The sequence below is a fragment of the Gluconobacter sp. OJA genome, from assembly GCF_039638325.1.
GTDB classification, from domain to species: Bacteria; Pseudomonadota; Alphaproteobacteria; order Acetobacterales; family Acetobacteraceae; genus Gluconobacter; species Gluconobacter cerinus.
Window position 1 is genome coordinate 1,253,926 of sequence record NZ_JBDIWI010000001.1, and the last position, 24,472, is coordinate 1,278,397.

The window sequence follows — 24,472 nt, forward strand, 5'->3', positions numbered from 1 at the left end:
CAAACCAAGTCGGATTTAATTGACCATGACGCAGCCCCTCACCAGACGGGATCGAATAGCTGAAATTCTCCAGCGGGAACTGGCGCCGAGCGTCCTTGAAATTCAGGATGACAGTGCCCGGCATGCCCATCATGCAGGAGCAAAAGCTTTGGGGAGTATAGGAGAAACGCATTTCAATGTCGCCATCACCAGTGCGAAGTTTGACGGATTGAACCGGATTGCCCGGCATCGCTTGGTGAACGGATTGCTCGCCGGGGAGTTTGAAACAGGACTACATGCCCTGTCTCTTGTTCTCCACGGAGAAACCACTCCATGAAGCGTGCCCTTCTGGCTCTTCTGTTTCTATCTGGCTGCGCCACAAGTGGGTACGGGCACCTTCCTGCAGACCAGCAGGCGGATGTGCACAGAATTGAAACCTACATGAACGGCGTGACCGGGATGCAGGCGTCGTTCAATCAGACTGGCCCCGATAATGGGATGAGCGCTGGACGATTCGTCTATATGCCCGGTCATCTGCGACTGGATTACGTGACGCCGCATACGATGGAACTGGTTGCGGGGGATGGTCATCTGGTTCTGGATGACATGGATAGCGGGGCAGTTACCCACCTGTCCTTGAAGCGAAACCCTTTGGGGCTCCTTCTTCATTACCCGATTCGGTTTGACCGTGGGATTCAGGTGACTGACGTGCGGCGCGGGCAGGGATCGCTTCAGGTTTCGGTTGCTGAGGCGGACAACCCTTCCCAAGGGCTGTTGACGCTCCAATTCTCCGATACGGCTGGAAAACTGCTGCTCATTGGTCTGCAGGGTGTGGATGCCCGGCAGAATCATTTCAGCGTATCTCTAGGGAATGTAGTGGAGGGGGTAACAGTAACCCCTACCGTCTTTACTCCTCCCGGGGGATAGATCCGAAATGCGCTGGCCAGGAGGCGGCCAGCGCACGATCCAGTTCTTCCATGGAAAGAGCCGGGTTGAAGCGCCTGAGGCTGGTGACACCAAATTCCCGGATTCCGCAGGGTACGATGCCGTCAAAGTCATCCAGGGCCGGATCAAGATTGATCGAGACGCCGTGCCAGCTGACCCAGCGGCTGACCCGGATACCAAGCGCTGCGATCTTGGCTTCCTCGCCGGTGAGAGGATCAAAACTCCAGACGCCGATACGTCCTTCTCTCGTAAAGGCCGTTACTCCTAGGCGGCTAAGAGTTTCAATGATCCAGGTTTCAAGTCCTTTCACAAAGGCACGAAGATCCCTGGGAGGTATTGTACCATTGGGCTGGCTGAGGTTTAGAAGAACATAAGCAAGTCTCTGTCCCGGGCCATGATACGTCCACTGCCCGCCTCGGCCCGCTTCGTACGTCGGGTAGTGATGTGGGTTATAAAGATCCTGCTGCTTAGCAGACGTTCCGGCCGTAAAGACAGGGGGGTGCTCTACGAGCCAGACGACGGGATCAGCTGTTCCATCGTGAATCTGGCGCGAGCGGGTGGCCATGAAGTCCAGAGCATCAGGGTAGGGTGTTAGCCCGTCGGATTTTTTCCACAAAATTTCTTCACAAATATCGTTTCTGGTCATTGCTCTCGTTTCAGGCATCAGCTATATCGCCCCTCACCGGACGGTCTTGCACTACACAAGACGGTTTGTCACGGGGCGGCCGTGGCGGAATGGTAGACGCGCAAGCTTGAGGTGCTTGTGGGGGCAACCCCGTGGAAGTTCGAGTCTTCTCGGCCGCACCATCACTCTTCGGAGCTGATGGAAAAAATCTCGAAAAAATCATAATTATAAAAAACACCCTGAATGCCGATGTTAAGGCATCCAGTGTGGTGTTTTATTCTGTGCCATTTTATTGCCAGACTGTTCGTCCACCGTTATGCCTGACTATGTTTTCATTTGAACGCTGCTAGCTTTGTGCTCAGTAATCAAATGATATTCTGGCTGATGTGTGAGGTTTCGTGATCAAGCCCTTAAAGAAAGCAGTCCTTCCCGTCGCAGGACTGGGAACGCGCTTCCTTCCGGCCACCAAGGCTATGCCGAAGGAAATGCTTCCTGTCGTCGATAAGCCTCTGATTCAGTATGCTATCGACGAAGCTCGTGAAGCTGGTATCGAAGAATTCTGTCTTGTCACAGGGCGCGGCAAAGACAGCCTGATCGATTATTTCGATATTGCTTACGAGCTTGAGGCAACGCTGAGGGAGCGTGGCAAAAAAAGTGCGCTTGAAGCACTTCAGCCAAGCAGCGTGCAGGCAGGATCTCTTGTCGCTGTGCGTCAGCAAGAGCCGCTAGGTCTTGGTCATGCAATCTGGTGTGCTCGTTCCTTTATCGGAAACGACCCATTCGCAATTCTGCTTCCGGACGACATCGTGAAAAGTGGCCGCAGCTGCGTTGCTCAGCTTGTGGATGCTTACAACCAGACCGGTGGAAATGTTGTCGCGGTAACGGAAGTGCCGCGTGAGCATACAAATCGGTATGGTATCCTCGACGTGGGCGCCGATGACGGCAAGCTCGTTGAGGTCAAAGGACTGGTTGAAAAGCCGAATCCTGAAGACGCTCCTTCAAACCTGTCCATTATCGGTCGCTATGTTCTGACGGCTGATGTGATGGAACATCTTGCCAAGCTGGAACGCGGTGCTGGTAATGAAGTGCAGCTTACGGACGCTATGGCCAAGATGATCGGGCATGTTCCGTTCCACGGACTGCGTTACGAAGGCACGCGTTTCGATTGTGGTGACAAGGCTGGCTTCCTGGAAGCACAGATTGCTTTCTCCATTGACCGCCCTGACCTCGGCGATGCGGTTAAAGCTTTCCTCAAGAAATATGTCGACGTCGTCTGACATCTTGGGAAACAGCATTATCTGCTGATGATGTTGGGTCTGATTTAAATACGTGAGGAAGGGTGTTGTCGTTTAATTGCGGCAATGCCCTTCCTTTTTCTATTTTAGGTCTCGATACAAATTTACATCTGATCATTTCAAATGTTTTTTTCGCGTTTTCGTTTTTGCGAAAACGCTGTGCAGTGATGCAAATCTCATGGCATGAAGAGTGTCATGTTCATGCCATTTCAGTCTTTTCTAGAGCCAGGTCAGATTGTGCAGCATCCCGATTTTCCTGAGTGGGGATGGGGGCAGGTGCAATCGGCAATTGGTGAGCGTGTTACGGTTAATTTTCAGAACGAAGGAAAAGTTCTGATTGATGCGTCACGTGTGGAGCTGAAACTGGTTCAAGGCTGATTCCAGCCTTTGGCTCGTTCTCTATTCTCGAAGCTTGGCCGCAGTGCTCTGGACGTTCTCCTTCCTCCAGTGTGCGGAGTGTGCGGAGCAGACGTCATGACGAACGGCGTGTTCTGTTCTGACTGCTTTGCCGAGGCAAAGAGAATTATTTTTCCATGCTGTGAAAAATGTGGCGTTTCTCTGCCTGGTGAAGCTTTTGGAGGGACGCAGAAAACCTGTGTATCCTGTCAACTGTGCCCCCCGGCCTGGCGATCTGCCCGTGCTGCCTTTGAATATGATGATTGGTCCCGGCGCCTTATCCTGCCCATGAAATATGCCGATCGGACTCAAAACGCACATATTCTTGTGCAGGAAATGTCTCGGGCAGGTTCTGCCTTGCTGGATCAGGCGACCGTTTTAATTCCCGTACCGATGCACCGAACCAAATTGTGGCGGCGGCGATACAATCAGGCCGCTCTATTGGCGCATGGTTTGTCTCGAAGAAAGGGGATTACGCTGCTTGCTGACGGACTGACGCGTCGGCAGCCCACCAGACCCTTGGCGCGCTTGTCCGCCAAAGAGCGTCAAATGGAAATTGCCGATACGATTATTGTCCGCGCCGGGCGGGAAAAACGCATTGAAGGGCAGGCCGTTCTTCTAGTGGACGACGTGCTAACGACCGGTGCCACGGCTTCTGTTTGCACTGGTGCTCTTTTGAAGGCCGGGGCATTGTCAGTGGATATTCTTGTTGCAGCGCGGACCTGCAAAGGCGATGAACAGGACGTTCCGTATCCCGAGGAGTAAGAACTTTATGTCAGAAATTGAAATCTTTACCCAACCGGGATGCCCTTACTGTGTTCACGCTGTCGATCTTCTAAGATCAAAAGGTGTGGCCTTTAAGGAGATTAACGCGCCACACGGAACCCGAGAGCGTGAAGAATCCATGAGCCGTTCGGGGCGCAGGACTGTCCCTCAGGTATTTGTGAATGGGCAATCTCTGGGGGGCTGTGACGACATTATGGCTTTGGATCGCGCCGGACGGCTTGATTCTCTGCTTGGCGGTGCCTGAATGCGCTGGGGACGGCTTTTCGCAGGTGCATTACTCTGCCTGACGCCCTTCATGGGATACGCTGAGGCGCCGGCAGTCTCTCAGGCAGCGACTACGCCGTCAGAGCTAGGCCTTTGGCTATCCGCGGGTAAAGACGGTGTTTTCTCGATCGAGCACTGCGGCAATGCCCTGTGCGGCAAGCTCGTCGGAATGGACTATGACGGGGAGATGCCCAAGGACGTTTGGGGCCGAGCAGAATGCCATCTTTGGATTTTGACAGATTTTGTCGCAGCAGAAGACCAGAAATGGCGGGGTCACATCCTTGATCCTCGGAGCGGACGTATCTATCAGGCGTACATCTGGCTCTCCGAGCCAAATGTTCTAAAGCTGCGTGGCTTTGTTCTTGGAATGCCTCTGTTGGGTCAGACCGAGACCTGGACGCGATATACCGGAGGCTCATTCGGGCCACAGTGTAAGATGCCTCCGCAGCCTCACTGAGAAACTACAATGGCAGGTCATATCTCTCTGATATGGTTTGCCAGGAACATGCAGGCCAATCTCAGGTCTCTGATTCTGCCGAACTGAAAGGACCGTGGAACCACTATGTCCCACACTGTTTCCCGCCGCGATTTTGCGCTCGGGCTGGCTGCTGGTGCGGTTGGCGCCAGCGTGGCAGGCACGTCTTATGCTGCTGACGAACCAAAAATTGTCCCTGTTCCTCCGCCGTTGCCCAAGCTGGTGTCCAAAACAGTATGTTTTGTCGGGGGGTACACCAAGCATGCCCCTGCAGGTGGTGCTGGAAATGGGCAGGGCATTGCCGTGTTCGAGATGGATCGGGATTCAGGCGTTCTGACGCCAATCACGACCTACACGGACATTGCCAGTCCTTCGTTCATCACGCTCTCCGCAGATAACCATTTTCTGTATGCGCTGAGTGAGATCGACGACTACAATAAGGCCGGAGACGGATCTGTCACGGCTTTTGCTGTCGATCAGAAGACGGGTTCCCTGCGCAAGCTGAACAGTGTCAGTTCCGGTGGAGCTGTGCCAGCGCATCTGAGTGTTCATCATTCAGGTCGTTATGTTCTGGTCGCAAACTATGTGGGTGGCTGTGTTGCAGTCCTGCCGATCCGTAGCGATGGATCGCTGGGTGAGGCAACCGATGTGGTGCATAATACGGGGCCGCGTCAGCCAGAGCGTGCAACGGATAATCCGCAAGGCAACTTTGCCGTTTCTGACCATTCCGGGTCTCATCCGCACATGATTCGTTCCGATCCGAGCGGTCGCTTCGTGATCGCGGATGATGCGGGTCTGGATCGAGTTTATGTCTGGACGCTGAATCTGGCGACTGGGAAGCTCATTTCGGCAAAAACACCGTATTACGATATGGAGCCGGGGTCTGCGCCGCGTCACTTCGAGTTCAATCACTCGGGGCGCATTATGTACAATCTGTGTGAGCAGAACTCGAAGATTGTCGTGTCCAGCTTTGATCCGCTGACGGGTACAATCACGAATATCCAGACTGTCAGCACCGTCACACCTCATTTCCGAGGGTCAACGCTGGCTGCGGAAATCCTGATTTCTGCCAGTGGAAAGTACGTATATGCGTCTAACCGCTTGGGAGATTCACTCGCGGTATTCGCGATTGCCGCGGACGGAACGCTGTCCCTGCAGGATGAAGTCTGGATGCATGCCGATTATGGCCGCGCCATGATGTTCGATCCGTCTGGAACGTTCCTGTTCTGCGCTAACCAGCGCTCGGATGCGGTGACGTCCTTCAAGGTGGACAAGAACACCGGGCAGCTTGCGTTTACTGAGAACTTCACGCCTGTCGGTAGCCCGACGACGTTTGCGTTCATGAATACGCAGGTCTGACATTCAATGGAAAAGGCGCTCTTCGGAGCGCCTTTTTTATTTCAGCCCTTCGTGAACATGGCGATGTAGTTCACGCCGGTGTCGCGGGTCGTGCGCCAGCGCGGGGGCAGGTAGCTCATGCCGGCAATATCGGTCATGCGCAGGCTGGCGTTCCGGGCCATGGCTGCCAGTTCTTCCGGCTTGATGAATTTCTTCCAGTCATGTGTGCCCACAGGCAGCATGCGCAGAAGGTATTCCGCGCCCAGCTTTGCCATCGCGAACGAACGCGGTGTGCGGCTCATTGTAGAGACGGCAACCATGCCACCCGGGCGGGTCAGGGTTGCAAGCATGTGCAGGAAATCCTGCGGATCGTTGACGTGTTCGATGACTTCCAGAGCTGAAACCACGTCGAATTCTGCGCCTTCCTCGACCAGATCTTCCGCGCTGCCATTACGATAAGTCAGAGGTGCGGCACTCGGTGGTAGCGGGTAGGTAGCCTGATGGGCACGGGCGGCTTCGATCCCGTCCGGGCTTGCATCAAGGCCGAGTGTCTCGAACCCCAGCTTTGCAAAAGCTTCGCTGGCGAGGCCTGCGCCACAGCCAATATCGAGCAGGGAAAGGCGTTTTCCTTCGGAAGGCTTGAGAGAGGTCGTTCGGGAGGCGACCCAGTCCGTCCGCAGGGGGTTCATGGCATGCAAAGGGGCCATCGGGCCACGTGGATTCCACCAGTCCTTGGCCAGCGCACTGAAATGGGCGATTTCGGAATCGGAAACGGAAGAGCGATGTGAGGTGCTTCCGGAAACGGTTTCTGAGGCCATCAGAACTGTCCTTCTGTGTGCCCGCATGATGCCGTCGGCTGGACGCGGCGTGGCGAGACGAGTATGTGGACCGGCAGAGTCTGTTCAGAAGACCGGCCGGCAAATCTGTTTTGTGCCGTATCCGATGCCAGACCCGAGCGCGCAACGCCAGACACGTACTGGAGCCTTATCCGCGATGTCCATGTCCGATACTCCCGTTCACGACCAGATTTCGGGTCGTGCCGATACTCTTTCCATGTCTGTGGATAGCGGGAAACGGAAAACGATCGTCATGAAATTCGGCGGCACGTCCGTCGGAAATATTGAACGCATTCGGATCGTTGCGCAGCGGGTCAAGGCTGAGCACGCGCTTGGGCGTCGGGTGGCTGTTGTTGTGTCTGCCATGGCCGGTGTGACCAATCAGATGGTCGGATACTGTTCCGAACTCGATCCGCTGGCGGACCCGAAGGAATATGATGCCGTTGTAGCGTCTGGCGAGCAGGTTACGAGCGGTCTTGTGGCCATTGCGCTACAGGCACTGGGCGTTCCGGCACGCTCTTTTCAGGGCTGGCAGATCCCGCTTGTGACGGATGATGCGCACGGGAAAGCATCCATTGATGGCGTTGACGGCACGGAACTGCTGAAATGCCTTGATAATGGGATTGTGCCGGTTATTGCCGGCTTCCAGGGAGTTGGTCCGGAAAACCGGATTGCCACACTTGGGCGTGGCGGATCGGACACATCTGCTGTAGCTATTGCCGCCGCGATTCATGCGGATCAATGCGACATCTATACGGATGTTGATGGAATTTATACGACGGACCCGCGTATCGTGAAGCGTGCGCGGAAGCTGGATCGCATCACTTATGAAGAGATGCTTGAACTCGCTTCCGTAGGCGCCAAGGTACTTCAGACCCGCAGTGTTGGGCTGGCGATGCGTGAAGGGGTCCGTGTACGTGTGCTGTCGTCATTCTCCGAGACAGATGATGACAGTGGGTCGATTGTGGTGGATGAGGACGAGATCGTGGAGAAGGAACTGGTTGCGGGCATTGCCAGCTCGCATGATGAAGCAAAGCTCTCCGTCCGGCGTATTCCGGATCGTCCGGGCATCGCAGCGGCCATCTTCGGACCTCTGGCTGCCGCAAACATCAATGTGGACATGATCGTGCAGAGCACGGGCGTTGACCGCATGACGAACATGACCTTCACGGTCGGTAAAAGCGATGAGGCTGCTGCCCGCGCCGTTCTGGAAAGTGCTCATGGCATCATCCAGTATGGCGAGCTTGAGACATCCCACAATGTGGTGAAGATCAGCGTCGTGGGTGTTGGTATGCGTTCGAATGCCGGGCTTGCTGCGACCATGTTCGCTACGCTGGCGGAACGTGGGATCAATGTGCAGGTGATTTCCACCAGCGAAATCAAGATCTCCGTCCTGATTGATTCGGAATACAAAGAGCTTGCGATGCGTGCGCTGCACACCGCGTACGGGCTGGACAAGAAAGAGGAACCCTCTACGTGAGTGCAATGACGGACGCCCGCGAGACCCTGAACCGCCTTTGGAAGCCGGGATGTGACTTCCTGGGCAGCGAAGTCGCCATTCTTGGCGGTGCGATGTCCTGGGTGAGCGAGCGCAATCTTGTCTCCGCCATTTCCAATGCTGGCGGTTTTGGCGTGATCGCCTGTGGTGCGATGACGCCGGAGCGCCTTGAGGAAGAAATCGTTGCCACGCAGGCTCTGACGAAGCGCCCGTTTGGTGTGAACCTCATCACCATGCATCCTGAGCTAGAGCGTCTGGTGGATGTGTGCCTCGCACATAACGTATCCCACGTCGTTCTGGCTGGTGGTGTGCCGACAAGTGCCATCATCAAGCGTGTTCGTGATGGCGGAGCCCGTGCGATCGGTTTCGCGCCTGCGCTGGCACTGGGCAAGCGTCTGGTGAAGCTCGGTATCGAAGCGCTCATCATCGAGGGTTCGGAAGCTGGTGGCCATGTCGGACCGGTGTCCCTGACGGTTCTGGCGCAGGAAATCCTGCCGCACATCAAGGATGTTCCTGTCTTTGTTGCTGGTGGTCTGGGCCGTGGTGATGCCATCGTGTCCTACCTTGAGCAGGGCGCTTCCGGTGCACAGCTTGGAACGATTTTCGCCGCTTCTCAGGAAAGCATCGCGCACGAGAACTTCAAGAAGGCGTTCCTGCGGGCCAATGCCCGGGACGCTGTGACATCCGTGCAGCTTGATGAGCAGTTTCCGGTCATTCCGGTTCGTGGTCTTGCCAATGCTGGAAGTCGTGGCTTCCTGAAGCATCAGGCAGAGACGATCCGCACGTTCCAGAGCGGTGGTGTCAGCAAGGAAGATGCTCAGCTTTCCATCGAGCACTTCTGGGCTGGTGCACTTCGTCGTGCCGTAATCGAGGGTGACGTCGAGAACGGGTCTGTCATGGCTGGCCAGTCTGTTGGTATGGTCAAGGAAGTCCGTCCGGTTTCCGAAATCATTGCCACACTCGTTGAGCAGGCTGTCGAAGCCATTGCGAAGCGGGAAGATCGCGTTCACGCTTCTGCCTGATCAGGTTTTATCAGCCATGTCTCCTCCCTCCGACCGTCCGATGCCGCTTCGCTCAGATCAGCCCAGTGTTGGCACGATTCTGCGTACGCGACGGGAGGAGTTGGGATGGCAGATAGATGACGTTGCGCAGTGGTTACGCATCCGGGCGCGTCTGCTGGTTGCGCTTGAAGCTGATGATCTCTCGTCTCTGCCAGGTGTGGCGTATGCTGTCGGCTTCCTGCGGACGTATGCCCACGCCATGCAGTTAGACGCAGATGGGTTGGTTGCTCGTTTCCGTCGAGAATATCGCGGGGTCGTCAATCGGAAGACGGATCTCGTCTTTCCGCAGCCTGAGGGTGAGCGCGGGCTGCCCATTGGTCTGCTGGTTGGAGCAGGGCTTGTTGTTGTCGTGGCGGCCTATGCTGGGTGGTATCGGTTTGCCTCGCATGACAGTCCGGCAGATCGCCGCATTCCTGCTGTTGCGGAACTGATGCCAGGTGCTGCGACGTCTGCGACCACCTCTCCTCAGGTGGCGTCTGTCATGCCAGGCAGGGCACCAACTCCCGATCCCTCTCTGCCGCATGATCCACTTCCTGCGTCCGTCGCTCCTGTCGTGCCCGCTCCGGCGTCGCAGCCGGTTATTGCACCGACTGAGTCTGCAACGCCTGCAGCATCGCCAGCACCTCCTTTGCCGAGCGCAGAAGAGGATGACGGCGCGCCAAACAATACGGATCAGTTTGGCCCCGCTACAGATGTTCCTGCTGAAACTCCCGCTCCAGCTGTCCCCGTCGGGGCTGTTGTCGTGCGTCTGTTGGCGCCTGTCTGGATGCAGGTGAAGGACAAGGACGGTCATGTTCTTGTGTCTCGCGTGCTCAAGGCAGGCGAGAGCTGGCAGGGTGACGCGTCTGCAGCGCCGTTCCGAATGTCTTTCGGCAATGCGGGTGGTGTTGTCCTTTCGACAGATGGCTGCACGAGCGCGCCACTTGGTCGTCAGGGCGAAGTGCGCCGGAATGTTGAAGTTACAGCGGATGCCATCCGCTCAGGTGCATTCGGCAATGGTGTTGCTCTTCCGGCACAGCCGTCTGCCGTGGTGGCTACTCCTTCCGAGCAAAGTGTTGACGGGTCGACTGCGGCCGCACCAGATGATTCGTCTGCGGCGCCTGCTGTGAAGCCTGTAATACGTCGCCCTAAAAAAGCTCCTACGCCTTCCGCAGAAGTTTCTGCTGACGATCTGAATGCCCGGCAACTGGATCAATCGTCTCCATCGCATTAAACAGGGGGGTAACGCCCCTGACCCAAAGGACCCGGTTATCCCGGGCACGAAGAGGTAAATCATGAGCAGCTACCGCCCCTATCAGCACATCGAGCGTCGCAAGTCGCGCCAGATTCATGTCGGCAAGGTTGCGGTCGGTGGTGATGCGCCGATCTCCGTGCAGACCATGACCAATACCCTGACGTCTGACGCGCAGGCGACGATTGACCAGATCCGTCTCGCCGAACTGGCAGGTGTGGACATCGTTCGTGTGTCCTGTCCGGATGAAGCCAGCACGGCCGCTCTGAAGGAAATCGTTCATGAAGTGAACGTGCCGATCGTTGCGGACATTCACTTCCACTATAAACGCGCGATCGAAGCCGCGAAGGCTGGTGCGGCTTGCCTGCGTATTAATCCGGGCAATATCGGCAGTGCCGAGCGCGTACGTGAAGTTGTGAACGCCGCCAAGGATTACGGCTGTTCCATCCGTATCGGTGTGAATGCTGGCTCGCTGGAAAAGCACCTTCTGGAAAAGTACGGTGAGCCTAACCCGGAAGCCCTTGTTGAAAGTGCTCTGGAGCACGCAAAGATCCTTCAGGACCATGATTTCCATGAGTTCAAGATCAGCGTGAAGGCGTCTGACGTGTTCATGGCGGTTGCGGCCTATCAGCAGCTTGCAGACTGCTGTGACCATCCGCTGCACATCGGCATCACGGAAGCTGGCTCCAAGCGTGCCGGTACGGTGAAGTCCTCCATCGGTCTGGGCAATCTGCTTTGGGCGGGCGTGGGTGACACCATGCGCGTTTCACTGTCTGCAGCACCGGAAGAAGAAGTGCTGGTGGGCTGGGATATTCTGAAGTCCCTTGGCCTGCGTCATCGTGGTGTGAAAATCATTTCCTGCCCGTCCTGTGCACGTCAGGGCTTCAACGTGGTTGAGACGGTGCAGACGCTGGAAGATCGCCTCCAGCACATCAAGACGCCACTGACGCTCTCCATCATCGGATGCGTTGTGAATGGTCCGGGTGAAGCCCTGATGACCGATATCGGCGTGACTGGCGGTGGCTCAGGTCGTCATATGGTCTATTCGGCTGGTCGTCAGGACCATACGATGCCAGCAGAAGACATGATCGAGCACATTGTGGACCTGGTTGAGACCAAGGTTGCCGCTATTGAGGCAGACAAGGCTCAGACAGAAGCTGAAGCAGCCAAGTTGTTGGACCCGGCGGCTCACTGATGTCAGGATTGCAGCCACCTCGCGGCACACACGACCTTATTGGCGACACGATGCGCCGTCACCACCATGTGGTGCAGACGGCCAGAGCTGTTCTGGAAACCTATGGCTTTGAAGAGTGGAGCACCCCCATCTTCGAAGACACACGGGTTTTCTCCCGGACACTCGGGGAAACCTCCGATGTCGTCTCCAAGGAAATGTACACTTTTGAGGACCGGGGCGGCGAGAGCATTACGCTGCGTCCCGAAAACACAGCCTCAATCTGTCGTGCTCTTGTGACGAACGGCTTGACCCAGTCCTTACCTCAGAAGGCGTTTTATCACGGGCCGATGTTCCGTTACGAGCGCCCGCAGAAGGGGCGTTATCGCCAGTTCCATCAAATTGGTGCGGAGCTGCTGGGCGCAGAAGGTCCTCTGCGAGACGCCGAAGTCATCACGATGGCCTACGACATTCTGAAAGCGCTTGGTCTTTCAGAGCATGTTGTTCTGGAAATCAATACGCTCGGGGATATTGCGTCCCGACAGGCATGGCGCGAGGCTCTGGTGGCGTATTTCCGTCAGCACGCAGATGCGCTTTCTGAAGAAAGCCGTGTGCGTCTTGAGGTAAACCCGCTGCGCATTCTGGACAGCAAGTCCGAGCAGGATCGTGCGCTGCTGGCCGATGCCCCTGCTTTTGCGGATTATCTGAACGATGATTCTCGTAAATTCTGGGACGACCTGCGGTCTTATCTGACGGCATTTGGCGTGAAGTTTGTCGAGAACCCGCGGATTGTGCGTGGCCTTGATTACTACAGCCACACGGCTTTCGAGTTTGTGACGACGAAGCTGGGTGCTCAAGGCACTGTTCTGGCTGGGGGACGCTACGAAGGTCTGGTTGAGCAGATGGGCGGTCCTGCTGTTCCGGCAATTGGCTGGGCCGGTGGTATCGAGCGTCTGGCCCTGCTGCTTGAGGACGCGCCTGCTGTTCCTGCTGGAATTGCAATTGTTCCTATGGGAGACGAGGCTCTTCTCAAAGGTGCTGCGATTGCCCGGTCCCTGCGCGAAGCGGGACTGCGTGCTGAAATTGAGACACGTGGGAACATGAAGAAGCGCATGGAGCGCGTCGTGAAGTCCGGTGCATCTCATGCGGTTGTTCTGGGTGATGAAGAAATTGCGCGCGATGTCGTGCAGCTTCGTGATCTGGGAACGCGTGATCAGCAGGAAGTATCTGTTGCGGATCTGGTTCAGGCACTGAAGGGCGCCTGACACGTGGCATTTGACGACAGGCTTGAGCGAATTGTTGCGCGGTCGGAGGAAATTCAGGCTCTGATGTCAGCAGGTGAGGCGACGGGGGAAGAGTTCACGCGTCTCTCACGGGAGTATGCAGAACTCGAGCCTGTCGTTGCTTCGATCCGGGCCTGGCAGGACGCCGACACACAGCGCGATGGAGCCAAAGCTCTTCTTTCTGACCCGGAAATGAAGGAACTGGCTCAGGCTGAGCTGGAAGAGATTGAAGCCCAGATTCCTGAACTGGAGCACAATCTCCGACTCGCTCTTCTTCCTAAAGATGCTGCGGATGAGCGTAGCGCCATTCTGGAAATTCGTCCGGCGGCAGGTGGTGATGAGGCGGGGCTGTTTGCCGCCCAGCTTTTCGATGCCTATCGCCGGTTTTCGGAGCAGAATGGCTGGCGTTTTGAAGTCATGGAATATGCCGAGAATGAAGTTGCAGGCCTGAAAGATGGCATGGCAACGATTTCCGGCCGTTCCGTGTTTGCTCGCCTGAAGTATGAGTCTGGCGTGCATCGCGTACAGCGTGTCCCGGCGACTGAAAGCCAGGGGCGCATTCATACGTCCACGGTGACGGTTGCTGTTCTGCCGGAAGCAGAGGAAGTGGACGTCACGATCAATGACGACGATCTGCGGATTGACGTTTATCGTGCGTCGGGCGCGGGCGGGCAGCACGTCAACAAGACGGAAAGTGCCGTTCGCATTACGCATATTCCTACCGGCGTCGTAGTGGCGATGCAGGAAGAAAAGAGCCAGCACAAGAACCGTGCCAAGGCGATGAAAATCCTCCGTGCACGTCTGTATGAGCGGCAGCGATCAGCTGCTCATGAATCCCGTGCCGCTGATCGGCGCTCTCAGGTCGGAACAGGGGACCGGTCAGAGCGGATTCGGACGTATAACTTCCCGCAGGGGCGTGTGACGGACCACCGCATCAATCTGACGCTCTACAAGATCGAACGCATCATGGCGGGCGAGTTTGATGAGATTATCGACGCGCTGACGCGTGAAGAACAGACAGAGCTTCTAGCTGCTGAAGGCTTTTAAAGCCTCAGCTGCTGGGAACTGCGCAAACAGCAGCCCGTCCATGCCGATGAGTGGCGACGGACGGGTCGTTGTAGTCTACCAAAAAAAAGTCTGTGAAATTATTGCTTCCGACAGCATCCAGGGCATGGTCTTGCGGGCTATGAAGCTGCCCGTCGCTGCTGACCTGATGCGTTTCCTGATGACCGTTGTGCATGATGGTGATTTCGCCGCACAGGGCGTAGTCAACATCGTTGCGTCCGGCAGGCAGCGTGATGGTTTGGGTTTCTCGTGATTTGGATAAGCCGAGGCGGAAGGTCGCCACCAGGTTACCATTCAGGTAAAGGCGAGAGACTTCGGAGATTTCTTCAGGGGCACGTTCATCGGTGACGGTGAAGGTGCCAGGAAGTTCAGACTGGGCGCTGGCTGAATGCAGGGCGCATCCCAGAAGAAGGACCGAGAAGAAAAATGCACGTTTGGACTTCATGATCACAGGTATAGCAGGTTCACTGACAAAATGACTGCAAAAGATGACATTCTTCAGCGTGCAGCAGTGGTCTTGCAGCAGGCTGGACTTGAAGATCCTCGTCGTGAAGCCCGATTGCTGCTGTCTTGGGCCACGTATCGTGATCTGGCTGGATTGTTCGCTCTGAACGTTCTTTCGGAGGATGAAGCGAATCGCTTTGAGGCGGCTGTTCAGCGGCGTGCGTCTCGCGAACCTCTGGCTTTCATTACGGGTGAAACGGGGTTCTGGACTCTTGATGTTTTTACGTCACCCGAGACGCTGATTCCCCGGGGAGACAGTGAAGCTCTGATTGAAGCGCTCCTGATCGTTCGACCGGACAAGGCGGAGGCTCTTAGCATGCTGGACCTTGGGACGGGGACAGGATGCCTACTGTTGTCCGCACTTTCAGAATATTCCCGGGCGTGGGGGGTCGGCGTTGATCTTGCACCTGGAGCGGCGCTTCTGGCCCAGCGGAATGCGGTTCGGAACGGACTGGAAAAACGCAGTGCATTTTTGGCAGGGAACTGGGATTCTGCCCTGAACGGGCAGTTTGATGTCGTGATTTCCAATCCGCCCTATATCGAGAGTGCTGACGTGCCCGACCTGATGCCGGAGGTCTCGCGTTATGAGCCTGCCCGGGCGCTGGATGGAGGAACGGACGGCCTGGATGCCTATCGGTTGTTGTGTGACGCGTTGCCTCGACTGCTTGTTCCGGGGGGGCATGCCATTCTGGAAATGGGCATTGGGCAGATCGATGCTGTGTCCGAACTGGGGAGCCGTCAAGGGCTGAAAGAGGTCGTGCGGCAGGATGATCTGGGGGGCATTGCACGCGCTCTTGTTCTGCAGCGGACAGAAAACTGAGGAAAGACGTTGGCTTAAGGGCTGAGAGTTGGTATGACCCAAAAGCTACGTTTTGGAGTGAAAGCCGTAATGGCGGTTTTTTCCTCACGGAGTTGCTCCTGTTGGCCGTCTTTCAGTAAGCCGGTAACAGATGAGAAGGCTGGCCAGTGTCCAGCCACAGCGAGATAGACAGACGTCTTTTCGACAGCGGCGGATGCATCCTTCTGCAAGGGCAGAAGAGGGGCCCGCCATCAGGAAAGTGCATCACGGGTCGATGAATATGAAGCGTATAAGAGGCCGGCATCATCGTGCAGGCGGCGGGACACCACGCACAAGTAGTTCCCAGACCCCTCTGAACCGCAACCATGTGTTTGACAGCAATGGCCCGGACCTCAGAATTCGCGGAACTGCTCAGCAGCTTTTCGAGAAGTATCTCCAGCTTGGTCGGGATGCCACCGGAACCGGGGACCGTATTCTTGCGGAAGCCTATTTCCAGCATGCCGAGCATTATTTCCGCATTCTGAATGCGATGAATCAGGCGGCCCAGCAGAGTCAGCAGGAGCGCAACGAGCGTCAGGCGCAGCGTCAGCGCGCTTATGAAGATCGTCGTGAGCCACATGGCGAAGAAAATTATCAGGGTGGCGACCGTGAAGGTGGCGAACAGCCTTCCTTCGAGGCCCAGCGACCTCAGGACGCTTCAGCCGAAGCTGAATAAGATTTAAAAAAGAGCCGGACCTGCAAAGGTCCGGCTCTTTTTATATCCGTCCTACAAACCGTTCGGGGAGGTGCCAGAGCTCGGTTCCATTGATGTGGAGGTCGAGCCGGTACTGGTCACGATCGCGGTCAATTGCGCTTTGTTCGACGGCATGACGCCAGTTCTTCAGCCGCTGGTCATGCTGATCGAATGTTGGGTGGACTATCGGGAGGCCTGCCATGTTGCGGAGCATGTTTTCCCAGTCCTGATCAAGGAGGCGCTGGTGCTGGCCGGCACTTTCTGAGCTCCAAGGCTGCGTTCGGGTTCGGTTCAGACGCCTGAGGCCTGAGGCAAGGTCGGCGTAACGCAGGTGGAAAAGAAATAGCGGCGCTGTCAGCTGAGGGCTGACTTCTTTGCAGCAATGAAAGCCAGGAGCCCACGTCACCGCGGCGCGGATGAGTACCGGCTTACACATCGCACTCGAAAATCGTAAATGCTGCCGCTGGATTGAAACCGGCCGACTATAATCGAAGTCAGTCTCGCTGTTGGGCAGATGGATGACATCCAGCCCCGTGGCTGTGACGACAGGGCTACTATTGGCAATGGCAAAATGGGTGAGGGACGGGTAGATGGCAGGATCTGCCAGGAGAAGCTCATCCACATCACTGTAAATGACGCTGTCATACCATTCGAGAAGACTGGCACAGAATGCGCCAATGGCACGCGTGCGTCGTTCGTCATCCTGAGGAGAGCGGGGAATTCGGATCCTGTTGACCTGACCAAGATGATCCGTCGAGCCATCACTGGAGCCATGGTCAATAACGTAACATGACGCTTCGCCGACCTGAGCGCCATAATGCCGACGCCAGATCTGAAGATGTTCTGGTTCATTATAGGCCATGGTGACGACGGCAAGAGGCTTCTTGATCATGTCAACATGATACAAAAATGCTTTCAGATCAGATACCTGAAAGATTTTTATTTAATTTTAGGAAAATATGGATGGTAGCGGTGGACGGATTTGAACCGCCGACCAAGGGATTATGATTCCCCTGCTCTACCACTGAGCTACACCGCCATCCCACCGGGCAACCCGGCGTTGAGGCGGGTTTTTAAGGGGGATCTGTTGGTGTGTCAACACGTTATCAAAAGGAAAATGTAGGATTTTAGTCACCGCATTTTTTACAATGGTCATATCTGTTATGGTTTTCTGAATCCCTCAATTCCCTCTTGATATGGAGCTTCCTGCCTAGTGACGCAGCACTTCGTCAGCACGCTGTTTGCCGTAAGGTCTTATTTTACGTGGCTTCCGGCAGCCGTTGTTTCTGTTCTGATGCTCGCGGTCGTGGGTATTCTGGCTTTTTATTGCGGTAATCTCGTAACGTCCCTGACGTTGCGGATCCCCGGCTCCCGAAGTGGTGCCCTGATCCGCCGGATCGTGGCTGCGCTTCGGCGTCCAACACGGATTATGATCGCACTGCTAGCGATGATTGCGGCTTTGCCTGCCGTGACAGGCTTTGCCTACGAGACTGAACAGAACCTCAGACTCTTTTTCCTGTTCCTGCTGGTTCTGACGTTTGGCTTTTCTGCCATTATCGTTTTTCGGATCATGACGGAAGCGTATCTCAACCGGCTTTCTTCAAGAGAACAGACCGACGACATCATGATCCGTACGCATCAGACGCAGATCCGCGTTCTGAGGCGGCTGACGGAAATCATGGTGGGCATTGTGACCGTGGCGTCTGCCCTTATGCTGTTCCCGTCCGTGAAACAGTATGGTGTGTCGCTCTTTGCTTCGGCTGGAGCCGCGTCACTGATCGTGGGTCTTTCTGCGCGTGGCTTGCTGACCAATCTGATTGCAGGCGTGCAGATTGCCGTGACCCAGCCCATTCGTATGGAAGATCTCGTCATCATCAATGGTGACTGGTGCTGGGTTGAGGAAATCAACGCGACCTATGTTGTGCTGCGGGTGTGGGACTGGCGCCGTCATATTGTACCGATCTCTTACTTCCTGGAAAACCAGTTCGAAAACTGGACGCATAATTCTGCGGCGATCATCGGTGTTGTGTTTCTATGGCTCGATTATGAGGCGCCAATGGATCGCATCCGGGAGATGCTCAATGAGATCATCCGCACATGCCCGCTTTGGGACGGTAAGGTTTTTGATGCGCAGGTGGCGGACTGTAACTCTCAGGTGATGTCGATCCGTATTATCGCCAGTGCACGCAATGCTCTTCAGAGCTGGGATCTGAGGTGTGATATCCGGGAAAAGATTATCGCACGGATCAGGGAAGAGTGCCCGGAGGCTCTACCGCGGGCACGATTTGCCATGATGCCACCCCGACCGGGGGCTGAGGCCTGGCCAAGCGAGCTTTTGTCTCCAAAGATCGATCGGCCGCCGCCGGGAAGTTATATGGGCCCTGGAACACCGGGGGCCTGAGACAGAAACCATCGCTTCGGCGGTGGTTTTTTCTTTTGAGGGACGTAGCCGTTCTGCATCTGGCTTGATCAGCTTATGGCTGTTACGTCGGAATTGAGTATTTCTGTTTGAAACATGAATGCCGGATCTTGTGCAGGACTGAAGAAGTTATGTCGGAACATCCTCAAACCATTCAGATCTTTCTTCCGTCAGGTGACCCGCAGGGCATTCGTACAGCAGCTATTACCACACGTATTGTGCAGGTGATTGAAATTCCCCGAGCGCGCCTTGAGGCCTTTTTGGCGATGCCTGAAGCCGGGTTTGTTGGTGTGTATGTTCTTTTCGGCGAGAATGAACAGACTTCCGTGCCTATGGCTTATGTGGGGCAAACAGGAAACCTGGGTACGCGCCTGAAGCAGCACAATGAGAAGAAGGACTTCTGGAACCGCGCAGTTGTGGCGTTATCTTTGACGCAGAGCCTGACGCTGACGCACGCTTATTATCTGGAATGGTTGTCAATCACTCGCGCCGCGAATGCGCAACGCTTTGAGTTGGATAACGGTACGATCGGTACCAAGCCGCATACGCCACCAACGATGGAAGCCGAATGCCGGGAAATCTTTGAAACATTCGATATTTTGCTGACGACGCTGGGCTATCCGCTCTTTGATCCATTGATCAGGACTCGTGTTGTTCAAACTCCAGTCATTACTCCGCATCACACCTATAATCCTGTGGCATCGGAAGATGTGGAACAGGAGTTTTATTGCAGAGCATCCGGAGTGAATGGCCGGGCGCAATATACTGAGGAAGGTCTTGTAGTTCTCGCTGGATCGTACGGGAGAACAGAGGTCTCCGAGGCGTTTCTGAAAAACGGATACTATCAAAAGCGGCAAGATTTAATTGATCAAGGCGTTCTGAAGGTGGAGGAAAGTCGTGTCATCTATACCCGTGACACGCTTTACAAATCCCCAAGCTCATCCGCCGCTTATTTGCTCGGGCGGTCGGCTAATGGATGGTCTGAATGGAAAAACAGCGTCGGTGTGTCTCTTGGTGCAGCCATGGGCCGCTATGGCTCCACGGAAGAAAGCGTTGCCGAATAAACGCTATTCTGCCGTGAGACGAGACTTTCACCCTGCCATTGTGGAATTGCGCCGTCCGTAAAATACATATGTGACAATGCCGAGAATGACGTAGCCGGTGAGTAGAATAAGCGGCACGGGATTACCGTTGGCAACGGAGTGGATCATGTCCGTGACGAGCGGAATGGTCATGAACAGGCAGAAAATAATCCCCAGCAGTGGTGTTATACCAATCCAGAAACCACGCACCCGGAACCCGCCCAAGGGGACACTGAAAGGCCGATGCAGATCCGGCCGTGTGTTCCGCTGCCAAATGACCGTAAAGCACACGATACCAAAAGCCGCTGCTGTACCGATTGAAACGAGATCACTGATAATGTCGATGGGGAGCGTTGCCGTCATGATGGCAACGATGATCCCAAGAACGATCGTGCCGAGCCAAGGGGTGCGGAATTTGGTATGAACCTTGCCGAACAGCGAGGGGATCAGGCCGTCACGGCTCATTGTCATGAGCACACGCGACTGGGCATACATCAGCCCCATTAGAACGGAACACAGTCCGATGGTTGCGCCCACATTAATGAAAATGGATAGCCAGGGCGTGTTCATTGCGCGCACAGCGATGGCCAGTGGGTCCGGAACATCCAGGTCTCGGTAAGGGACGATCCCGAGAAGAACTGCAGCAACGATGATGTAAACAATCGTGCAGATCAGAAGGCTGCCGATAATCCCGATGGGAACATCCCGTGTCGGGTTCTTCGCTTCTGCTGACGCAGTCGAGACGGCTTCAAATCCGACATAAGCGAAGAAGATGATCGACGCTGCCCGGAAGATCCCTTTGACACCGTAGTGAAAGCCACCTTCGTTGGGCGGAATAAACGGGTGCCAGTTTGCGGGGTGAATAGCATGGATGCCGAAGGCGACGAACAAACCAAGAACACCGACCTTCAGGATAACGATCAGCGTATTAACGCGGGCAGATTCCTCAATGCCACGCACCAAGAGGCCGGTTACCAGAAAGACTGCCGTCAGGCCGATAAGATCCAGTCGCCAGCCAGCGCTAATGGCAGTGCCATCCGAGCCGGGGACGGGTTGCAACGTCGCCTGAGTAAGGCTGGCGGGAATATGGATACCAAAAACGGCAAGGAGAGACGACGCATAACCGGACAGTCCGGCGGCGACGGCTGCACAGGAAATTCCGTATTCCAGAAGGAGCAGCCACCCCACGATCCAAGCCACTTTCTCCCCCATGGAGATGTAAGCGTAGGAGTATGCCGAGCCTGACACCGGAAGCGTGGATGACAGCTCGCCGTATGAGAACGCGGTGAAGAGGCAGGCGAGGGCGGCCACTACGAACGAAACAAGAACAGATGGCCCTGCATATTCGGCAGCAGCCGTTCCAGTCATGACGTAAATGCCTGCGCCGATGGTGGAGCCCACGCCCAGCAGAATAAGCTGCGTGGCCGTGAGGCTGCGTTTCAACCCGTGCGCTTCATTCTCGGACATGATCTGTTCGAGACTCTTTCGACGGGCAGCCGTGGCTGAGGCGGATGAGCTGGATTGTATCGGAAGTGGCATGATCCCTAATCTGCCGGGAAAAGCGGCGTCTGGAAAGGTTTATAGAACGATGAGAACGCCTGCCAGCAGGCCGGCAGCAATGCAGTAGATGCCGAAAGGCTTGAGAGCCCATTCGTCATGATTGCGGAAGAAGCGCAACATCAGGAGAGAACAGATAAGAGCTGTGATGCCGGCAGCGATGGCTCCCACGACGCACTGAAACATCACGTCATGGGAAATCGTCATGTGCCGCATCTGCCAGCCTTCCTTGACGGTCGCTGCCAGAACGACCGGCTGAGCCATGAGCAGCGAGAAGCGGGCGGCGGTTCCATGATCCAGTCCGCGCAGAAGACCGCCATTCATGGTGGCGCCTGAACGCGACAGACCAGGGAACAGTGCAAGACACTGCCAGAACCCGATAATCAGAGCATCCCTGGGAGACAGGGAAGAAATCGGACGGTGATCCGCCTGTCCGCGCTGTCTGCGGAGCCATTCCGTGACCAGAAGCAGCAGGCCATTCAGAACCAGAAAGCCTGCGACGGCCAGAGGCGCCCCGAATATGGAGCGCAGGCTATGTTCAAAAAGCCCACCGAAGATGACGGCCGGGATTGTCGCGATGACGAGAAGACCAAAAACCCGAATCGATTCAAGCTGGTTGTATCGGCCGTGCAGACCGAGCATCCCGCGAAGGATGGCCATCCAGTCGCGCCAGAAGACACCGGCCAGAGCCACAAGGGTTCCGACGTGCAGCATTGTCAGGAATGGCAGGAACATTTCCGAATGTTCATCCAGGTTCCAGTGAAGGATACCGGGCAGCAGAACGGCATGGCCGAGGCTACTGACGGGAAAGGGCTCAGTAATGCCCTGAACGATGGCGAGAATGATGGCCTGAAAAAGCGTCATGGAGCCTGCACGGATGGGCGGAAAAGGAAGTCACTTGCCTGATGGCGCGAAGGGACGCAACCTTGACCATGCTGTGGGGGAAGACTAACTCGCCAGCTTACCGGGTTTTTTGAAAGTTGAGGCACCACATGAAGGCAGGATACAGCGGACGCGGTGGCGCCATTCTGGCAAGCGGTCTTGTGCTTCTCGTTGCCGGGGCTTTTCTTGTTTATGGCGGTGAGCTTCGCAAGGGGCCGGTTCAGCACAGCATCGTCATGCATGCGCAGTTCAATTCAGCGAATGGCTTAAAAGCCGGGGCGGATGTTGATCTCGCCGGGGTGACGGTGGGGCGTGTCCAGTCGATCAGCCTCAACCCACAAACCCAGATGGCTGACGTGACGTTTTCCGTTGATCAGCAGCTCAATCTTCCGGTTGATACGGCCGTCGGTATCGGTGCGCCAAGCATGACGGCTGATAACGCACTTCAGATTGAACCGGGGAAAGACCCCAAGACGCTGTCTGCTGGCGGGGTCATCAAGGACACCCGCGACCAGCTTTCGCTGGAGCAGCAGGTCAGCAACTATATCTTTGGCGGTGGTAAACTCGGGAACTGAGTTTCCTCAGTCGTTCATTGGATAGGACGCCAGCAGACGGCGCTGCTTGCGCCAGGAGTGCAGCATTCCGAAAGCGCCTGATGTCTTCCATCCACGCGCCTTGTTGGCCGCGCCGATAAGGAAGGTCTGGTGATAGTGTGAGAACTGTGCCCGATACGCTTCCCACAGGGTCGTGCGGCGGTCCCAGATATGGATTGCTTCGGAGCCGACACCGTTAATTTCGATAATGCGAAGGCCTTCTCCGCGCTGCAGAGCTTCAACCGACGGAACCTTCACGTCTACACGGCCGAAATAGAAGTCCGGGACGTCTTTCATGATGGCGTCCAGGCGCGCTGTCAGTTCTGGGGTGGTATCGGCCCGGCCATCGCGAAAGACAGACCCTTTGCAATGATTGCCAGCAAACACGAGGGGTAGAACTTCCCCTTCTGCCAGAACGGACTTTTCCCGCCCCGCCAGACGCGGAAGATAGATTTGCGGAACCTGACCCATGCGAGGATCACTCATGATGAGTTCCTCGATGGTGGAATGTCCGTCGCCCGTGAGAACCGGGGCTTCCTTGTATGTTACCGACGTGATGCGGCCTTGCGGTTGATCGGGATGGCGGATGTAAAACAGGCCGGCTTCGACGGGATAGTCGATGAGTTCCTGCACCATCAGGTCAACGTTGTTCGGGAACTGAGGAAGAACGTTTTCGAGTTGCTCCCGGGAGCGGACGAGTTTCACGCCTGTTCCGTTGCAGCCAATATCGGGTTTGACCACTACCGGAAATGATAGCTCCTTCTGTTCCATCGCGGCCAGCGCACGATCCAGCGCGCCCATGCCACTCGCAAAAACAGCGTAAGGGGCAATAGCCTCCTGGGCGATTGGGCCAGCCATGTCGAGAATGGAAGACTTGCTCTCTCCGCAAAGACCACCGGTCTCGATGCGCGGATTGGCGGCCGTCGGAATGCTGAGATCCCGGTACTTCAGGCCCATTGCGATCCAGTACAGGACGATGGGCGTGTAAAAGATGGAACCGGGCCAGAACTCGAAAAGCGAGAGGGGATTTTGTTCAGTCTCTGTTTTGGACATTCGGTTACTGGCTCACGGTCTGGATACGGGCGATCAGGCGCCCGACAACAACAATACACAGAACAAATCCCGCCAGTCCGGCCCAGCGCCAGCCTCCCTGATGCGCCAGAAGCCAGCCGCCAATGCGCATGGCCAGCAGAAACAGCAGTGTTGTCCACACAAGGGTGGCGAGCACTGCTGTCAGGGCAAACCGCAGAAACGGTGCGTGGAAGAAGCCGCAGGCTGTGTAGAGCGGGAGGCGCGCGCCGGGCACGAAGCGGGAGATGGCGACGATGCGGATGACATTCTTGGAAAACCAGTCCTGCGTTCGTTCCTGCTTGGGAAGCGTCAGGAAGCGGCGAAGACGGGGCCAGCGTGCACCAGCGGCCCCTAGGCCATATAGCCCGAGATCACCGATTGCGACGCCAAACCAGAGTGCCCCCAGGGCCAGGGCGATGCTGACATGCCCCGCACGCGCAGCCACTCCGGAAAGAACGGTTGCCACGTCTTCGAGGATAAAGGTCCCCACAATGATGCTGACTGCTTTCAGCCAGGCAGGCTGTGACGCCAGGGCGGGGCCAATGGCTATCATGCCGCGGGATGTTCCATGATCATGGAACGTT

General features: G+C 56.0%; 27 protein-coding genes, 2 tRNA genes and 1 pseudogene. 21 read left to right on the plus strand and 9 right to left on the minus strand.

Going from position 1 to position 24,472, the window contains the following annotated elements:
- Nucleotides 1-25 precede the first annotated feature (25 nt).
- Together ABDK75_RS05910 and ABDK75_RS05915 are read left to right on the plus strand one after the other, a co-directional pair.
- Nucleotides 26-316 carry a BolA family protein gene (locus ABDK75_RS05910; protein WP_346005214.1) on the plus strand — a complete coding sequence of 97 codons (291 nt, stop codon included), beginning with the start codon at nucleotides 26-28 and terminating at the stop codon, nucleotides 314-316.
- A complete protein-coding gene (locus tag ABDK75_RS05915; protein ID WP_346005215.1) occupies nucleotides 313-906 on the plus strand; it encodes an outer membrane lipoprotein carrier protein LolA in 594 nt (197 codons plus the stop codon). Before ABDK75_RS05910 ends, ABDK75_RS05915 begins: the two co-directional genes overlap by 4 nt.
- Here ABDK75_RS05915 and lipB read toward each other — a convergent pair.
- Nucleotides 887-1,588, minus strand: a complete 702-nt coding sequence (lipB, locus tag ABDK75_RS05920; protein ID WP_174694821.1) for a lipoyl(octanoyl) transferase LipB — start codon at nucleotides 1,586-1,588, stop codon at nucleotides 887-889. The two genes, ABDK75_RS05915 and lipB, sit on opposite strands and share 20 nt — an antisense overlap.
- 57 nt (nucleotides 1,589-1,645) lie before the next feature.
- On the opposite strand from lipB, the gene ABDK75_RS05925 reads away from it, so the two are divergent.
- The 8 genes and pseudogenes from ABDK75_RS05925 (at nucleotide 1,646) to ABDK75_RS05960 (ending at nucleotide 6,124) form a co-directional block, all read left to right on the plus strand.
- Nucleotides 1,646-1,731, plus strand: a tRNA-Leu gene (locus ABDK75_RS05925).
- 216 nt (nucleotides 1,732-1,947) lie between these two features.
- Entirely contained in the window at nucleotides 1,948-2,826 is an 879-nt protein-coding gene (gene galU / locus ABDK75_RS05930; protein ID WP_099212317.1) for a UTP--glucose-1-phosphate uridylyltransferase GalU, read from the plus strand.
- Nucleotides 2,827-3,039: 213 nt separating this feature from the next.
- Nucleotides 3,040-3,222, plus strand: a complete 183-nt coding sequence (locus tag ABDK75_RS05935) for a DUF3553 domain-containing protein (protein WP_346005217.1) — start codon at nucleotides 3,040-3,042, stop codon at nucleotides 3,220-3,222.
- 9 nt (nucleotides 3,223-3,231) lie between these two features.
- Nucleotides 3,232-3,441 (plus strand): annotated as a pseudogene (locus ABDK75_RS05940) (double zinc ribbon domain-containing protein); the annotation flags it as partial.
- A gap of 87 nt (nucleotides 3,442-3,528) precedes the next feature.
- Nucleotides 3,529-4,005 carry a hypothetical protein gene (locus tag ABDK75_RS05945; protein WP_346005856.1) on the plus strand — a complete coding sequence of 159 codons (477 nt, stop codon included), beginning with the start codon at nucleotides 3,529-3,531 and terminating at the stop codon, nucleotides 4,003-4,005.
- 7 nt (nucleotides 4,006-4,012) lie between these two features.
- The gene (grxC, locus tag ABDK75_RS05950; RefSeq protein WP_099212323.1) at nucleotides 4,013-4,270 is read left to right on the plus strand and encodes a glutaredoxin 3; all 258 of its coding nucleotides are present in this window, start codon (nucleotides 4,013-4,015) and stop codon (nucleotides 4,268-4,270) included.
- Nucleotides 4,271-4,747 carry a DUF2147 domain-containing protein gene (locus ABDK75_RS05955; protein ID WP_046901467.1) on the plus strand — a complete coding sequence of 159 codons (477 nt, stop codon included), beginning with the start codon at nucleotides 4,271-4,273 and terminating at the stop codon, nucleotides 4,745-4,747. It begins immediately after the preceding gene.
- A gap of 105 nt (nucleotides 4,748-4,852) precedes the next feature.
- On the plus strand, nucleotides 4,853-6,124 hold the full coding sequence (locus tag ABDK75_RS05960; RefSeq protein ID WP_064273179.1) for a lactonase family protein: 1,272 nt from the start codon (nucleotides 4,853-4,855) through the stop codon (nucleotides 6,122-6,124).
- Between the two features lie 41 nt (nucleotides 6,125-6,165).
- Here ABDK75_RS05960 and ubiG read toward each other — a convergent pair whose 3' ends face one another.
- Complete coding sequence (gene ubiG, locus ABDK75_RS05965) at nucleotides 6,166-6,921, minus strand: bifunctional 2-polyprenyl-6-hydroxyphenol methylase/3-demethylubiquinol 3-O-methyltransferase UbiG (protein WP_211498132.1); 756 nt, start codon at nucleotides 6,919-6,921, stop codon at nucleotides 6,166-6,168.
- Between the two features lie 175 nt (nucleotides 6,922-7,096).
- Here ubiG and ABDK75_RS05970 point away from each other — a divergent pair, with 175 nt between their 5' ends.
- The 6 genes from ABDK75_RS05970 to prfA all read left to right on the plus strand — a co-directional run bounded on the left by ABDK75_RS05970 (nucleotide 7,097) and on the right by prfA (nucleotide 14,230).
- Nucleotides 7,097-8,419, plus strand: a complete 1,323-nt coding sequence (locus ABDK75_RS05970; protein WP_408874408.1) for an aspartate kinase — start codon at nucleotides 7,097-7,099, stop codon at nucleotides 8,417-8,419.
- A gap of 5 nt (nucleotides 8,420-8,424) precedes the next feature.
- Entirely contained in the window at nucleotides 8,425-9,459 is a 1,035-nt protein-coding gene (locus tag ABDK75_RS05975; protein ID WP_211503934.1) for a nitronate monooxygenase family protein, read from the plus strand.
- Nucleotides 9,460-9,475: 16 nt separating this feature from the next.
- The gene (locus ABDK75_RS05980; RefSeq protein WP_346005218.1) at nucleotides 9,476-10,711 is read left to right on the plus strand and encodes a RodZ domain-containing protein; all 1,236 of its coding nucleotides are present in this window, start codon (nucleotides 9,476-9,478) and stop codon (nucleotides 10,709-10,711) included.
- Nucleotides 10,712-10,772: 61 nt separating this feature from the next.
- Nucleotides 10,773-11,924, plus strand: coding sequence for a flavodoxin-dependent (E)-4-hydroxy-3-methylbut-2-enyl-diphosphate synthase (gene ispG / locus ABDK75_RS05985; protein ID WP_046901473.1), 1,152 nt, complete (start codon nucleotides 10,773-10,775; stop codon nucleotides 11,922-11,924).
- Nucleotides 11,924-13,165 (plus strand): histidine--tRNA ligase, encoded by a 1,242-nt coding sequence (gene hisS / locus ABDK75_RS05990; protein ID WP_346005219.1) that lies wholly within the window; start codon nucleotides 11,924-11,926, stop codon nucleotides 13,163-13,165. Before ispG ends, hisS begins: the two co-directional genes overlap by 1 nt.
- 3 nt (nucleotides 13,166-13,168) lie before the next feature.
- On the plus strand, nucleotides 13,169-14,230 hold the full coding sequence (gene prfA / locus ABDK75_RS05995; protein ID WP_099212338.1) for a peptide chain release factor 1: 1,062 nt from the start codon (nucleotides 13,169-13,171) through the stop codon (nucleotides 14,228-14,230).
- A 4-nt stretch (nucleotides 14,231-14,234) separates the two neighbouring features.
- Here prfA and ABDK75_RS06000 read toward each other — a convergent pair whose 3' ends face one another.
- Nucleotides 14,235-14,693, minus strand: a complete 459-nt coding sequence (locus tag ABDK75_RS06000; RefSeq protein WP_064273185.1) for a hypothetical protein — start codon at nucleotides 14,691-14,693, stop codon at nucleotides 14,235-14,237.
- 30 nt (nucleotides 14,694-14,723) lie between these two features.
- On the opposite strand from ABDK75_RS06000, the gene prmC reads away from it, so the two are divergent.
- The gene (gene prmC, locus ABDK75_RS06005) at nucleotides 14,724-15,572 is read left to right on the plus strand and encodes a peptide chain release factor N(5)-glutamine methyltransferase (protein WP_346005220.1); all 849 of its coding nucleotides are present in this window, start codon (nucleotides 14,724-14,726) and stop codon (nucleotides 15,570-15,572) included.
- Nucleotides 15,573-15,831: 259 nt separating this feature from the next.
- A complete protein-coding gene (locus ABDK75_RS06010) occupies nucleotides 15,832-16,266 on the plus strand; it encodes a DUF4167 domain-containing protein (RefSeq protein WP_373687787.1) in 435 nt (144 codons plus the stop codon).
- Between the two features lie 40 nt (nucleotides 16,267-16,306).
- Here ABDK75_RS06010 and ABDK75_RS06015 read toward each other — a convergent pair whose 3' ends face one another.
- Both ABDK75_RS06015 and ABDK75_RS06020 read right to left on the minus strand, forming a co-directional pair.
- Entirely contained in the window at nucleotides 16,307-17,176 is an 870-nt protein-coding gene (locus tag ABDK75_RS06015; protein ID WP_346005221.1) for a glycosyltransferase family 2 protein, read from the minus strand.
- 72 nt (nucleotides 17,177-17,248) lie between these two features.
- Nucleotides 17,249-17,323: transfer RNA gene (locus ABDK75_RS06020), tRNA-Met, on the minus strand.
- Nucleotides 17,324-17,497: 174 nt separating this feature from the next.
- On the opposite strand from ABDK75_RS06020, the gene ABDK75_RS06025 reads away from it, so the two are divergent.
- Together ABDK75_RS06025 and ABDK75_RS06030 are read left to right on the plus strand one after the other, a co-directional pair.
- Nucleotides 17,498-18,685: a mechanosensitive ion channel family protein gene (locus ABDK75_RS06025; protein ID WP_064273188.1), complete on the plus strand. Its 1,188-nt coding sequence runs from the start codon at nucleotides 17,498-17,500 to the stop codon at nucleotides 18,683-18,685.
- Between the two features lie 149 nt (nucleotides 18,686-18,834).
- Nucleotides 18,835-19,767 carry a GIY-YIG nuclease family protein gene (locus ABDK75_RS06030; RefSeq protein WP_346005222.1) on the plus strand — a complete coding sequence of 311 codons (933 nt, stop codon included), beginning with the start codon at nucleotides 18,835-18,837 and terminating at the stop codon, nucleotides 19,765-19,767.
- Nucleotides 19,768-19,794: 27 nt separating this feature from the next.
- On the opposite strand, the gene ABDK75_RS06035 is transcribed toward ABDK75_RS06030, so the two are convergent.
- Together ABDK75_RS06035 and ABDK75_RS06040 are read right to left on the minus strand one after the other, a co-directional pair.
- Complete coding sequence (locus ABDK75_RS06035) at nucleotides 19,795-21,324, minus strand: amino acid permease (protein ID WP_346005223.1); 1,530 nt, start codon at nucleotides 21,322-21,324, stop codon at nucleotides 19,795-19,797.
- Nucleotides 21,325-21,363: 39 nt separating this feature from the next.
- A complete protein-coding gene (locus ABDK75_RS06040; protein WP_346005225.1) occupies nucleotides 21,364-22,206 on the minus strand; it encodes an undecaprenyl-diphosphate phosphatase in 843 nt (280 codons plus the stop codon).
- Nucleotides 22,207-22,334: 128 nt separating this feature from the next.
- Between ABDK75_RS06040 and ABDK75_RS06045 the strand changes: the two genes are divergently transcribed.
- A complete protein-coding gene (locus ABDK75_RS06045; protein WP_046901483.1) occupies nucleotides 22,335-22,799 on the plus strand; it encodes an MlaD family protein in 465 nt (154 codons plus the stop codon).
- Nucleotides 22,800-22,805: 6 nt separating this feature from the next.
- Here the strand turns inward: ABDK75_RS06045 and ABDK75_RS06050 are convergent, their stop codons facing one another.
- Both ABDK75_RS06050 and ABDK75_RS06055 read right to left on the minus strand, forming a co-directional pair.
- Nucleotides 22,806-23,870, minus strand: coding sequence for an ATP-grasp domain-containing protein (locus ABDK75_RS06050; RefSeq protein ID WP_346005226.1), 1,065 nt, complete (start codon nucleotides 23,868-23,870; stop codon nucleotides 22,806-22,808).
- A 4-nt stretch (nucleotides 23,871-23,874) separates the two neighbouring features.
- Entirely contained in the window at nucleotides 23,875-24,441 is a 567-nt protein-coding gene (locus ABDK75_RS06055) for a DedA family protein (RefSeq protein ID WP_064273192.1), read from the minus strand.
- Between the last annotated feature and the right edge of the window lie 31 nt (nucleotides 24,442-24,472).